Annotated in this window: 11 protein-coding genes; all 11 read right to left on the bottom strand. The window is 70.8% G+C overall.

Features of this window, described 5'->3' with window-relative positions; all coding sequences use genetic code 11:
• Positions 1–759, bottom strand: coding sequence for an L-tyrosine 3-hydroxylase (locus tag AB0A63_RS26485; protein ID WP_360396125.1), 759 nt, complete (start codon positions 757–759; stop codon positions 1–3).
• Positions 756–2,282, bottom strand: coding sequence for an aromatic amino acid ammonia-lyase (locus AB0A63_RS26480; protein WP_360396123.1), 1,527 nt, complete (start codon positions 2,280–2,282; stop codon positions 756–758). Before AB0A63_RS26480 ends, AB0A63_RS26485 begins: the two co-directional genes overlap by 4 nt.
• Before the next feature lie 193 nt (positions 2,283–2,475).
• Positions 2,476–3,198 (bottom strand): SDR family NAD(P)-dependent oxidoreductase, encoded by a 723-nt coding sequence (locus tag AB0A63_RS26475; protein WP_360396122.1) that lies wholly within the window; start codon positions 3,196–3,198, stop codon positions 2,476–2,478.
• A 209-nt stretch (positions 3,199–3,407) separates the two neighbouring features.
• Positions 3,408–4,196, bottom strand: a complete 789-nt coding sequence (locus tag AB0A63_RS26470) for a M23 family metallopeptidase (RefSeq protein WP_360396120.1) — start codon at positions 4,194–4,196, stop codon at positions 3,408–3,410.
• Positions 4,197–4,960: 764 nt separating this feature from the next.
• Positions 4,961–7,045, bottom strand: a complete 2,085-nt coding sequence (locus AB0A63_RS26465; protein WP_360396118.1) for a transglycosylase domain-containing protein — start codon at positions 7,043–7,045, stop codon at positions 4,961–4,963.
• Between the two features lie 134 nt (positions 7,046–7,179).
• On the bottom strand, positions 7,180–8,208 hold the full coding sequence (locus AB0A63_RS26460) for a PfkB family carbohydrate kinase (protein ID WP_360396117.1): 1,029 nt from the start codon (positions 8,206–8,208) through the stop codon (positions 7,180–7,182).
• A 68-nt stretch (positions 8,209–8,276) separates the two neighbouring features.
• Entirely contained in the window at positions 8,277–8,966 is a 690-nt protein-coding gene (gene shbA / locus AB0A63_RS26455; protein WP_360396115.1) for an RNA polymerase sigma factor ShbA, read from the bottom strand.
• A 146-nt stretch (positions 8,967–9,112) separates the two neighbouring features.
• Positions 9,113–10,342, bottom strand: coding sequence for a cyclopropane-fatty-acyl-phospholipid synthase family protein (locus AB0A63_RS26450; RefSeq protein WP_360396113.1), 1,230 nt, complete (start codon positions 10,340–10,342; stop codon positions 9,113–9,115).
• Complete coding sequence (locus AB0A63_RS26445; RefSeq protein ID WP_360396111.1) at positions 10,343–11,020, bottom strand: DUF1365 domain-containing protein; 678 nt, start codon at positions 11,018–11,020, stop codon at positions 10,343–10,345.
• Positions 11,017–12,255, bottom strand: coding sequence for an FAD-dependent oxidoreductase (locus AB0A63_RS26440; protein ID WP_360396109.1), 1,239 nt, complete (start codon positions 12,253–12,255; stop codon positions 11,017–11,019). The genes AB0A63_RS26445 and AB0A63_RS26440 overlap by 4 nt, the downstream gene beginning before the upstream one ends.
• Complete coding sequence (locus AB0A63_RS26435) at positions 12,248–12,937, bottom strand: alpha/beta fold hydrolase (RefSeq protein ID WP_360396108.1); 690 nt, start codon at positions 12,935–12,937, stop codon at positions 12,248–12,250. The genes AB0A63_RS26440 and AB0A63_RS26435 overlap by 8 nt, the downstream gene beginning before the upstream one ends.
• Between the last annotated feature and the right edge of the window lie 33 nt (positions 12,938–12,970).

The raw sequence follows: 12,970 nt of genomic DNA, 5'->3' as shown, positions 1-12,970 counted from the left end.
TCATAGTCGGGTGGCGAACGTCCTGAGGGTGTCGGCGTACTCGGGTCGCACCGGGTGCTTCGCGAGGTCGCGGTCCATGGCGGCGAAGACGGCGGCGCGGTGTGCACGGTAACGGCTGGAGCACACGTTTTCGCGGCTGACCAGGAAGAACTCGTCGAACCTGTCTCGTTCTGCGTCGGTGGTGGACATGCGCGCACGACCGGACTCGCGCAGCAGCGAGTCGCCGTCCGGCACGAGTCTGCGCATGACCTCCATGTGTGCCAACAGGTTCGCCTTGCTCGCGGAGGACAGGGGTGCGGCCGCCGCGGGCCCCAGTGCGGCACGGGCCCTGCGCAGCAGACCGGGCACGGGCTCGTAGTCACGGGCCCAGCGCCCGCTGAACGCGGGGTCGAACGACGTCATCAACGGCCGGATGACGTCCTCGTAGACCTCACGGGAACAGCTGCCCGAATACGCCAGCAGCACCGAGTACGCGTCGTATCCAAGCGCAGTGAGGCGGACTAGTTGCGAATCACGCTCGCGTATCAGCCTATCGAGTGAAGCCGAAAGAAACCTCCAGACGAAAAATGCGCCGTGGTGCCCCAGGAACCACCGGTGGACGGCCCGTCCGACCTCGTCATCGGGGACGCTGATCTCCAGCGGGATCTGGTAGCAGTCATCCGCGCACGGAATCAGTTCCGAACCGGGCATCGGCAGTCGCAGCACCGGCAGGTCGACGGCCGCGTGCCCCCAGACCGGGCTGAAAACGGGCGCGCTCATCCCACACCGTCCTTCTCCGTCGCGCTCTCGGCGGCGACGATCTCGTCCAGCAGGTCGGCCACCCGGCCGATCGCGGTGTCCAGCGGCCGGTCCTCCTCGATCGCCGGCACCTCGGCGGCGATCCGGTCGACCACGTCCGCGAGCCTCGGGGCGCGCGGGCGGCGGGCGCCGACGTGGACGGCCTGGCGCAGCGCGACGGCGAGCCCGCCGTGCAGGTAGCGCAGCAGCCTCGTCTGGTCGAGCGCGGTGAGCGCGGCCTGCGTGCCGAACGGGACGACGTCCTGGTTGTGCAGGTTGGTCGGCAGGCTCTGCGCCGAGGCGGGCAGCGTGGCCCTGCGCATGGCGGCGACCGTGGCGGTCGCGGAGATCTGGATGCCCTGCACCGCGTGCTGCTGTCCCGGCGCCGGGCTGAGCATGGGCGGGAGGCCGCCGGTGCGGTGCGGGTCGACCAGCAGGTCGAGCTGGCGTTCGGCCAGGTTGCCCAGCTGGGCCAGGGCGAGGCTGAGCGCGTCGGCGGCGAAGGCGCTGGGCTGGCCGAAGAAGTTGCCGCCGTGCAGCACCTCCCCGGTCTCGGGGAAGAACAACGGGTTGTCGCTCACGCCGTTGAGGTCGCGGCGCACCACCTCGTCGGCGTGCCGGATGCTCGTGCGGGCCGCACCGGCCAGCTGTGGCACGCACCGGATGCTGTACGCCTCCTGCAGGGGGCGTTGACCGGAGGGGGTGCTGCCGCGCAACCAGGTCCGCAGCGCGGCACCGACGTCGGCGACGTCCGGGTGGCCGAACGCGGCGAGCAGCGCGGGTGACGCGAACTCCGTGCCGCAGCCGAGGACGTCGGTCAGCAAGGCGGACAGCAGTTCCGCGACGCGGTGCGACCGCTGTGCCTGCGCGACGGCGAGACCGAGCACGGCGGCGGTGACCGAGATGCCGTTCACGACGGCGAGGGCGTCGCGACCGTCGAGCTCGACCGGGCGCAGACCGGCCTCGCGCAGCGCGTCGGCCGCGGGCACCAGCCGGCCGCCGAGGAACGCGTTCCCGTTGCCGCGCAACGCGTGTGCCACGTAGGCGAGCGGTTGCAGGTCGCCGCTCGCACCGACCGAGCCGAGCCGCGGCACGGCGGGCGCGAAGTCCGTCGCGAGCATGGCGACCAGTGCGTCGACGACGTGCTCCGAGACGCCGGAACGCCCGTGCGCCAACGAGAAGAGCCGGGCCAGCACCGCGGCCCTGGTGACCTCGGGCGGCAGCAGCTCGCCGTGGCCGACGATGTGGTGCAGGATCGTGTTGTCGCTCTGGCTGCCGCTGTCCTCGCGACCCCCGAACTCGACGAGCGGCCCGAAACCCGTTGTGACACCGTAGATCGCGCGGCCGGAGCCGCTGACCTCGAGCACGAACGCACGGCAGTGCGCGATCCGCGCCCGCACCTCGTCGGGCAGCGCGACGTTCAGCGGTCCTCTCGCTCGCTCCAGGTGCTCGGGTAGCAGGGCCGCCGTCAGGCTCAGGGCAGCAGCGGGTGTTCGCACGGGCACGACGCCTCCAGGGGGATCGGGCGTTGGTTCAGCGCATGTCGTTCGGCGCGACACGAAACCGTGCCGCGCAACGACCTCAGCAGCACCCGCGACGATCCCCGGTTGACCCGCCGGCGAGGAAGGGCCTTCCGTACCAACTGGTCAGATTGCCTGTTGACGATCGGGTGACAGCGCTCTCCCGTGCGGCGGTGTCTCAGTCCGCGGGAGTGACGAGCCCGCCGGAGCGGTGGTCGAACTCCCCGTCGACGATGCGCGCCAGGACGCCGGCCGACTGCTCCACGGGGGTGAACCTGCCCTGCTCCCGCTGCGACCTCGCCCACCGCGCGACGCTGCGACCCGCTTCGTCGTCCGGTGCGGCCCTGCTGCCGCGGCCCATCAGGCCGACGTCGACCATGCCGGGGTCGTAGCTCAGCACGGCGATGGGCCGGTCCCTCAGCTCGGCGGCGAGGTTCTCCCCCAGCTTGAGCACGGCCGCCTTGGACACGGAGTACGCCGACAGCAGCGGCCAGCGGTGCACACCGGCGTTGCTGACGATGTTGACGATCCGGCCACTGGTCATCGTGCGCAGCGCCGCGGTGGTGGCGAGCGCGAGCCCGCGCAGGTTGACCTCGAAGGTCCGCCACCACTCGTTCTCGTCGACCTCCCACGTCGGCCCGACCGGCCCGCCGAGCGCGGCGTTGTTGACGAGCACGTCGATCGGCCCGACGCTCTCGATGAGCTTGGGCGTGGCCTGCGGGTCGGCGAGGTCGGCGACGTGCGCCTCGACCTCGACACCACGGGCCCGCAGCTCCTGCTCGGCCACGGCCAGCGCGCGTTCGTCGCGGCCGGTGATGACCAGCCGGTGCCCGCGCGCGCCCACGGTGTCGCTGAAGGCCCGGCCCAGCTCCTTGGCACCGCCGGTGATGAGAACGCGCATCAGCCGTCGTTCCTCGGCAGGCGGCGGAGGATCTGGCCGGACGCGGACCTCGATGTCTCTTTCACAGACACAACCTGGCGCACGTCCTCGCACGGCGCCACCTCCGCGGTCACGCACGGCCAGGTGACGTCGCCCTGCGTGACCGCGAACTCCTCGCCGTTGAGCCGATCGGGCCTACCGGCGTGAACCACCTCGGCGTCCGGCCGCGCTCAGAGCGAGATGCCCCGCGCCGCCAGCCAGCCCACCGGGTTGATCTTCTGCGACCCGTCGACCCACACCTCGAAGTGCAGGTGCGGCCCGGTCGACTGACCGCGGTTGCCCATGGTCGCGATCTGCTGCCCGGCCTTCACCACGGCACCCTGCGCGACGTCGATGGTGTTGACGTGCCCGTAGACGGTGATGGTGCCGTCCGCGTGCTGCACCCGCACCCACAGCCCGAACCCGCTGGCGGGTCCGGCCTCGACCACCGTGCCGTCCAGGACGGACAGGATCGGCGTGCCGATGGCGTTGGCGATGTCGACGCCGTTGTGACTGGTCCCCCACCGGGCACCGAAGCCCGAGGTGAACGACCCCTGCGCCGGCTTGACCGCCTTGGGCCTGCGGGCCTCTTCCTCCGCCGCCTTGCGCGCCGCCTCACGCGCCGCCTCGGCCGCCACGCGTGCCGCCTCGGCCCTGATGGCCTCCTGCCGCTGCGCGTACGCACCCTCCGCGGCCTTCATGGCCTCGCGGACGTTGAACTGCACCTGGAGCTGCTCGGCCTGCAACAGGTGGCGCGTCTCCACGGCGGTGTCGACGGCGTGCACCGTCTCCACCGCTCCTGGCTGGTGCTGCTGCTGGGTCATCGCCGCCGCCAACTCGGACGTGGCGGCAACGGGAACGATCCGGTCGACGGGGGTGACCGTGGCCATCGCCTGGGTGAAGCCGGCGCCGACGAGGGCACCTGCGGCGACGACCGCCGTGACGGCCTTCTTGCGGTCCAGGTCCACTCTGCCGATCACGTCGATCAACGGACCCTTCGCACGATGCCGTGCCAAAACTGCCTCCATGCACACTCGGGGGGAGTCCGATCCGCCTGCTGTGCGCGCCGGGGTTTCGGGGACCCGGATGGCGCGCGGTGGACTGGACCCCTTCGGGGGTGGGTCCGTGTCCTGGCGGTTATCGAACCGTGACATGCGGCAGGGAACGTAACCTCGCGTTATCGCCGGAAGCAAGCGATGTGGTTATTTGGGTGACGGAGCCCACTCATGACTACTTTGAGTAGTCGAGTGAGGTCAGCGGTTGATAACGACCACTAGACCAATGCCGTTCTTCGGTGTTTGTACTGGTCAGTCGCTTTATCGAGAAAGGCCGACGGGGTGGTGTGAGGGGTCCGCCAGCCGTACGCGACCGGAAACCCCCGCTTGTCGCGCTTCGCGACGATCGCGGCGCCGACCTCGCGAAACTGTCAGACCCCGCGCGTACGTTGGGTCGCGGGGGACCCGAAACGCGAGGGGACCCCTGCGCGAGCGTGCCTGACGGCATCAGCCGAGCAAGACGGACGCCACGGACGCGATCGTCCGCCACCCGCCACCCGCCACCTGGCACCTGGCACCTGGCACCCATGCGCCGAAGCTCCTGCAGAGGCGCGAGCCCAGCCCTCGCCGCCCACCCCTCCCCTCTTCCCTCAGCGAACCGAGGACGGGTGCAACCCCCACCCACCGGCGCAACGCAAAGGGCCGCCGGACGCATCACGCGTCCGACGGCCCGAAGAAAGCGGAAGGAGCTACTTGTAACGTGCCGCCGCCGGGGGGAGCGGGGCCGGGTCCAGGCCCTCGTGGATCACCTTCATCGCGTTGAACCAGGTCGGTGCGGCCACCTGGCCGCCGTAGACGCCCGAGTTGGAGCCGGGGCAGAAGCGGATCGGGTTCGCGCAGATGACCTCGGGGCGGTTGCCGTCGGCGTAGGTCATGACGGCGCCCGCGTACTGCGGGGTGGCGGCCATGAAGGCGACCGACTTGTGCTCCTCGGTGGTGCCGGTCTTGCCGATCGTCGGGCGGGTCCAGCCGGCGGCGCGGGCGGCGTCAGCGGCGGTACCGGAGCCGACCGTGTCGTGGGACAGGCCCTGGGCCAGCGAGTTGGCGAGGTCAGGGGTGACGGCCTGCTCGCAGGGCTTCTCCTTCAGCGGCATGGGGTTGCCGTGGCGGTCCAGGACCTGCTCCACCGGGGTGGGCGGGCACCAGCTGCCGTTCGAGACGATGGTGGCGGCGACGTTCGCCAGTTCCAGGACGCTGGTCGCGCCGGGGCCGAGGGTGTAGGAGCCGGCGTTGTTCTGCTTGGTCCAGTCGCCCTGGGAGGGGCCGTTGGAGCCGTCGGACTTCAGGGGCTCGGCGCCGCGGTTGTGGGTGGCGAGGGTCTCGCGCATGCCGAGGCGGTAGCCCATGTCGACGACGCGGTCGAGGCCGGTCTTCTCCTGCAGGATCACGAAGCCGGTGTTCGGCGACGTGGCGAGCGCCTGGGTCAGCGACATCTTCTCCGCGTAGCCGCTGCCCGCGTTCTCGACCTTCCACGCCGAACCGCCGTTGGGGTACACGCGGGAGTAGTGGACCTTCGGGACCGGGATCTCGCGGTCGATGCCCGTCACGCCCTGCTCGAGCGCCGCGGCGGCGGTGAAGACCTTGTTGACCGAGCCGGGGCCGAACGGGAGCACCTCGGCGGGCACGGGGCGGGCGACCTGGCCCAGGTCGGCGTTGTTGCCGTAGTCGCGGGAGGCGACGAGGGCGCGGACGCGGTGCTTGTCCTTGCCGGGCTGGACCACGGACATGACGTTCGCGATGCCGTTCTGCATCTTCGGCACCTGCTGCTCGGCGGCCGTCTTGGCCGCCTTCGTGGCCTTCGGGTCCATCGTCGTCTTGATCGTGAGGCCGCCGCGCTGCAGCTGCGCCTTCGTGATGCCCGCGTCCTGCAGGTAGTCGAGCAGGTAGGAGCAGAAGAAGCCGTAGATCGGGCCGTCACCGGCGCCGACGCAGCCCTTGGGCAGGATCTGCAGGTCGTCGGTCACGCCCAGCGGCTCGGCCTTGTACTCGTCGGCCTTCTTCTTCGCCTCGGTCTCGTCCTGGCCGAACGCGCCGTTCTCGCGCATCTTGTCGATCACCGTGTTGCGGCGTTCGAGGGCCTTCTCCGGGTTCGCGCCGGGGTTCAGCGACGACGGGCGGTTCGCGATGGCGGCGAGCAGCGCCGCCTGCGGGACGGTCAGCTTGTCGGCGGTCGTCTTGAAGTACGCCTTGGCGGCGGCACCGACACCGTAGGTCTGGTTGCCCAGCGGCACGATGTTCAGGTAGCCGGCGAGGATCTCGTCCTTGGACATCTGCTGCTCGAGCTGCAACGCGACACGCGCCTCGCGCAGCTTGCGGCCGACGGTCGCCTCGGTGGCCTTCTCCCAGGCCTCCTGCTCGTTGTCGGCGCCGAGCACGAACGCCATGTAGTTCTTGACGTACTGCTGCGTCAGCGTCGAGGCGCCCTGGGTCGCGCCACCGTCCACACCGGCCTTGGCAGCGGCACGGGCGATGCCCTGCCAGTCGACGCCGCGGTGCTCGAAGAACCGCTTGTCCTCGATCGCGAGGATCGCGGCCTTCATCGTGTCGGAGATCTGGTTCGACTCCAGCGGGATCCGGTACTGGTCGTACAGGTAGGCGATCGGCTCGCCGTTCATGTCCGTGATGGTGGTGACGAGCGGCAGCTCCCCCTTGGCGAGGTCACCCGACGTCTGGTCGACCTGGTCGGCGGCGCGGTTCGACGCGAGCCCCAGCCCTCCTGCGAACGGGAACACCATCGCTGCCAGGAGCACGCCCGCCGTCAGGCACAACCCCATCAACTTGACCAAGCCTGACGCGCGTGCGGCGAACAAACCGCAACTCCTTCCGAACCGAACCCCAGAGAAAGCTCTACGTATTAAGTCGCGCGGGAGACCCGTGAGGTTGCGTCCGCTGATCGACTGGTTTCAACCTACCGGAGCAACCGCAGTCCGATCGTCGGGCTGGCGCGCCGGACCTCGACCCCCGTGTGGTGGGGCAGCAGGTCGTCGAGGAACCCGTAGCGGGCGAGCTCTTCGTCGGGTCGCCGGCTCACGGTGCGCCACCAGACGGCGATGTCTCCCCAGCCCGGTGCCGACAGCGAACCGCCGAAGTGCTGCACGGACAGCGCCGCGCACAGGTTCGCGAAACGCACGCGGTGCTCCAGCGGCCACCCCGCGAGTGTGCCCATCACGAACCCCGCCCCAAACACGTCACCGGCTCCGGTCGCGTCCAGCGGCGCCACGTTCAGCCCCGGCACCTCCACGCATTCCCCGGTGGAGCTGTCGACGGCGACCGCTCCGCCTCCCCCGCGTGTGACAACCACCACGGGCACGTGCTCGGCCAACGCGCGCGCGGCGGCCTCCGGCGTGTCGGTGCGCGTGTAGCCCTGCGCCTCCACGTGGTTCGGGAGGAAGACGTCAAATCCGTCAAGACGGCGCAGCAGCTCCGGCGACCACGCCCCGGTGCGGTCCCAGCCGATGTCGGCGAACAGCTTCGCGCCGTTCTGCTTCGCCGTGCGCACCCATTGTTCGTCTTCCGCCTGAATGTGCACAAAACAGGCTTTTGCCGACGGCGGCGGCGAAAACAGGTCATCGGCGACAACGGGTGCCTTGTGCCCGTGCGTGACCATCGAACGGTCGTGCTCCATCGCCATCGACACCGTCACCGGTGAATGCCATCCGTAGAACCGGCGGCAGTAGGAGAGGTCGACGCCCTCCTGCTCGGCCAGCACGTCCCAGCAGAAGTCGCCGTAGGCGTCCTCGCCGAACGCGGCCGCCAGCGCGGTCCTCAGCTCCAGCCTGCGCAACGCGACGGCGAGGTTCGCGATCCCGCCGGGGCACGACCCGAGCCCGTCCGCCCACACCTCGGTGCCCGCCGCCGGTGGCCGCGGCAGGCCGGTGAAGATGATGTCGAGGAAGACCGTCCCGGTGAGGAGCACGTCGAAGTCGGGTTCCGCCATGTGGTCCACGATGCCACCCGACACCGACAATTCCACGCGGGGCCGCGCTCAGGAGGACGCCGCGGACCTCAGCCCGTCTCCTCCGCGATCATCTCCCGCATCCTGGTCAGCGCGCGGTGCTGGGCGACCCGCACCGCACCCGGCGTCGACGACACGGCCAGCGCGACCTCCTCGGCGGACAGGCCCACCGCCACCCGCAGCACGAGGATCTCGCGCTGGCGGGGCGGCAGCCGGTGCAGCAGCCGCGTGACCTGGGCCATCATCTCGCCGTTGACCGCGTGCTGCTCGGGGCCGGCCTCGTCGGAGGCGCAGTCGGGCAGCTCGGGCACGACCTCGGCGCGGTTGCGGACCGCGCGGCGGCGGGCGTCGGCGACCTTGTGGGCGGCGATGCCGTAGACGAAGGCCAGGAACGAGCCGGGCTCGTAGCGGTACTTCGACAGGGCGCCGAGGACGGCGACGCAGACCTCCTGCGCGATGTCCTCCGCCGAGACGAGCGTGCGTTCCCGGCCGCCCACGCGGGCGCGGCAGTAGCGCACGATGAGCGGCTGGATGCGGCCGAGCAGGTGCTCGACCGCCCGTCTCTCTCCTGCCAGGGCGGCGTCGACGAGGTCGGTGAACTCGGCTTCGGCGAGCCACTGGTTGGAGACCGGTTCCTGGCGCGCCCGGCGGCGCACGGGGACCGTTGGCGCGGTCCAGACCTCTTCGACTGAGAGGACGCCGACACCGCCACCGGACCGCACGGCTGTGGGCTGAACCATCCCGGCGACCTCCTCCACTACAGCGACACTAGGGGCTTCACTGGAGAAGAGAGCGCAGCGAGCCATTTGATACCGCCTGCGTGCAAGAGGACCACGAAGTCCCCTCAGGTGGGCGAAGCAGCACCCTTTTGAGGGAGAACGTGGTCCTAATGGCCCAGTCGTTCGGCCATGGCGAACTGCTGCACGCCGAGGTGGCCGACCCGGAACCCGGCCTCCGAGTAGGCCAGGTAGAACTCCCACATCCGGCGGAACGTGTCGTCGAAGCCGAGACCGGAGATCTCGTCCCAGCGGCCCAGGAAGCTCTCGCGCCACCGCCGCAGCGTCTCGGCGTAGTCGTCGCCGAACGAGCGCATCTCGGTGATCTTCAAGCGGGTGTGGTCGCGCACCGACTCCTCGACCGAGCGCACCGACGGGATGAGCCCGCCGGGGAAGATGTACTTGTGGATCCAGGTGTAGCTGGCCTTGCTCGCGATCATCCGGTCGTGCGGCATGGTGATCGCCTGCAGCCCCACCCGGCCGCCGGGGGCGAGCACCCGGTCGAGCACCGAGAAGTAGTCGGGCCAGTACTCGGCGCCGACCGCCTCGATCATCTCGACGCTGACGACGGCGTCGTACCGCCCGTGCTCCTCCCGGTAGTCGCGCAGGTGCACCGCCACCCGGTCGCGCAGGCCCGCGGCCGCCACCCGCTCCAGCGCCAGCTTGCGCTGCTCGGCGGAGATGGTCAGCGAGGTGACGGTGGCACCGCGCCGGGCGGCCCTGATGGCGAGCGCGCCCCAGCCGGTGCCGATCTCCAGCACCCGCGACCCCGCCCGCACGCCCGCGTAGTCGAGGACGCCGTCGATCTTGCGCAGCTGGGCGGCGTGCAGGTCGAGGCCGCGGTCGCCGTCGAACAACGCCGACGAGTAGGTCATCGTCTCGTCCAGGAACCGCTCGAACAGGTCGTTGGACAGGTCGTAGTGGCGGTGGATGTTCTGCCGCGAGCCCGCGATGTCGTTGACCTCGGTCTGCCGCCGCTCCGCCCACCGCCGCAGCCGCTGCAGGCCGGGCGGGATGAGCGTGGACAGCCGCGCGGCGAACGCGGTGAGCACGTCCGCGAGCTCGTCGGACTCCCAGTCGCCCACCATGTAGGCCTCGCCGAAGCCGATCTTGGCGTCGGCGCCGAGGCGGTGGAAGAACGCCGCGGGCCGCACCAGCCGCATGACCGGCCCGCCCGCGCCCCACGTCCGTCCGTCCGGGAACCGCACGGTCACCGGCAGGGTGCGCACGGCGTTGCGGAACAGCGACTCGGCGAGGCGCGCGCGCAGGGGTGAACGCGGTGCGGTGAACAGGCCCGGCCAGACGCCCTGGTTCGGAAGGGGCAGGGACAGCGTGCTCATCTACTCACTCCTGGGAACGATCGGCAGGCGCCGCAGGTACAGGGCGATGCCATGGCGGCGGATCAGCGCGGAGACGCGCTGGGGCATCAACGGCCGGCGCAGGAGCATCCGCAGCCCGGAGGTGCGGGTCCCGCGCATGGTGGCGCTGAAGGTGGTCTTCCCGTTCTGCCGCAACGCGATGGTCACGGACAGCCGCTCCCCCGGTGCCGGCAGCCTCATCACGTAGTGGCCGTCGACGCCGAGGAACGGGGAGACGTAGAACTCCTTGTCCACCGACGCGCGGCCGTGCTCATCGGTGCGGAGCAGGTAGCAGTGCCGTCCGCCGTACGTGTTGTGGACCTCCGCCACCACACACACGAGCTCGCCATCGGCGTTGTGGCACCAATAAACGGACAGCGGGTTGAACACGTACCCCAGCACGCGGGCGTTGGCGAGCATCAGGACCCGGCCGCCGCCCAGCTCGATCCCGCGTTCACCGAGCCACTCCTCCAGGTTCTCCCTGATGGACCGGTCCGGTGACCCGAGGTGGTCGCGCGCCTCGAACCGGGCGAACGGCCGCGCCCACCACGGCAGCCGCGGCATCCCGTCGAGGTCGACGAGCCACAGGTAGGCGCGGTGGCGGAACGCCCGGTCGATCAGCTCGCGGCGGGTGTGCGTGATGACGACGTCATAGATCACCAGTCCACCCCGAAGTGCCGGGCGGCGCGCACGCCGGACGCACAGCCGTCCTCGTGGAAGCCCCAGCCGTGGTAGGCACCCGCGTACGCGGTGGTGCCGGTGTTGAGCTCGGGCAGACGTCGTTGCGCGGCAACGGAGCCGGGCGTGTAGACGGGATGCTCGTAGGTCATCCTGGCGAGCACCCGGCCGGGGTCGACGTCGTGCGGGTTGAGGGTGACGACGTACTCGCGCGGTTCCCGCAGCCGCATCAGCCGGTTCATGTGGTAGCTGACGAGCACTTGGTCGCCGTCCTCGCGGCAGGCCCGTTTGTAGAGGTTCCACGACGCCCGCGCGCCGCGGGTGCGCGGCAGGACCGACGCGTCGGTGTGCAGCCAGGTCTCGTTGCGGGAGTAGCGGAAGGCGCCCAGCACCTCCTTCTCCTCACGCGTGGGGTTGGCGAGCAGGCCGAGCGCCTGGTCGGGGTGCGTGGCGACGACGACGTGGTCGGCGGTGTGCAGCACGTCGTCCTCGTCGCGGATCTCCACGCCGCCGCCGGTGCGGATGACCGCGCGGACCGGGGTGCCCACGTGGACGGCGCTGAGGCCTTGCACCGCGCGGTCGACGTAGGTGCGGGAGCCGCCGGTCACGGTCTTCCACTGCGGGGTGCCGCCGACGGCGAGCATGCCGTGGTTGGCGAGGAACTCGAACAGGTACCAGGCCGGGTACTCCGTGCTGAGCGCGGCGCCGGCCGACCACACGGCGCTGACCAGCGGGACGATGAAGTGGTCGACGAAGTAGCGGGAGTAGCCGCCGATCGCGAGGAACGCACCGAGCGTGACGTCGTGCGCCTCCTCGTTGCGCAGGACGCGCTGGGCGTGCCGGTAGAAGCGGGTGACCTCGGCGAGCATGCGCACGTACCGGACGTTGGTGGCGCTGGAGCGCTTCGCGAACAGGCCCGGCAGCTTCTTCGCCCCGGCGTACTCCAGCCCGCAGCCGTCGCAGCGCACGCTCATGGACATCTCGGAGTCCTGGGTGGGCACGCCGAGCTCGCGGAACAGCCTGACCAGGTTCGGGTAGGTGCGTTCGTTGTGGACGATGAACCCGCTGTCGACGTGGACGCCGTCCAGGTCGTGGGTGTGCGCGTGCCCGCCGAGCCGGTCGTCGGCCTCGAAGAGCGTGACGTCGTGCGCGCGTTGCAGCACGTACGCGGCCGTGAGCCCGGCGACCCCGGCTCCGATGACGGCAACTTCAGCCACGCGACCCTCCCAGGGGGACGTCGAGGCCTCGCGGGGAGGCTTCCCGCATCGCGTTCGCGATGTCCGCTGCCACCGGTTCGAGGCCGAGCTCACCGTGGACGAAGTCGACGGTGAGCCGGGTCCAGTCGCGGGCCCGGCGCAGCATGGCGTGGTCGCCGCCCTCGACGGTGAACCGCGCGACCCGGTCGGTCACGGTCTTCGCCTGCCGCGCGTACGCCAGCGACTTCGCCGGGTCGGTCATCCGCTCCCGGTCGCCGTGCGCGATGAGCAGCGCCTTGCCCCTGAGCTGGTCGAAGGGCTCCCCCGGCACGATCCACGGTGCGAGCGCGCACACCGCCACGACGCTCGGGTCGCCGGCGACGCGCAACGCGGTCCGGCCGCCCATGGAGTGCCCGACGAGCACGACCGGTGCGCCGGGGTGCAGCTCGCCGATCCGGTCGAGCGCCCACCGGGCGTCCCTGACCGGGTCGAGGCTCGGCGCGTTCCAGCCGCGCATCCGGTAGCGCAGGTTCCACACCTCGACGCCCGGCGCGCGCAGGGCCCTGGCCAAGGGGACCATGCGCAGGTGAGCGAGGTTGTGGCGGCGGACCGGCTCGGTGCTGCGCTCCCGTCCGCCGTGCAACACGAGCACGACGGCATTCGTTCTGCCCGATGGTTTCGCCACGTCGACTTGCGGATGCACACCAGGCCTTCGGCACACGGCCCCGTTCGGCTC

It is taken from the genome of Lentzea sp. NPDC042327 (assembly GCF_040647275.1).
Classification (GTDB): domain Bacteria; phylum Actinomycetota; class Actinomycetes; order Mycobacteriales; family Pseudonocardiaceae; genus Lentzea.
This window is presented reverse-complemented; position numbering and strand designations above follow the sequence as displayed.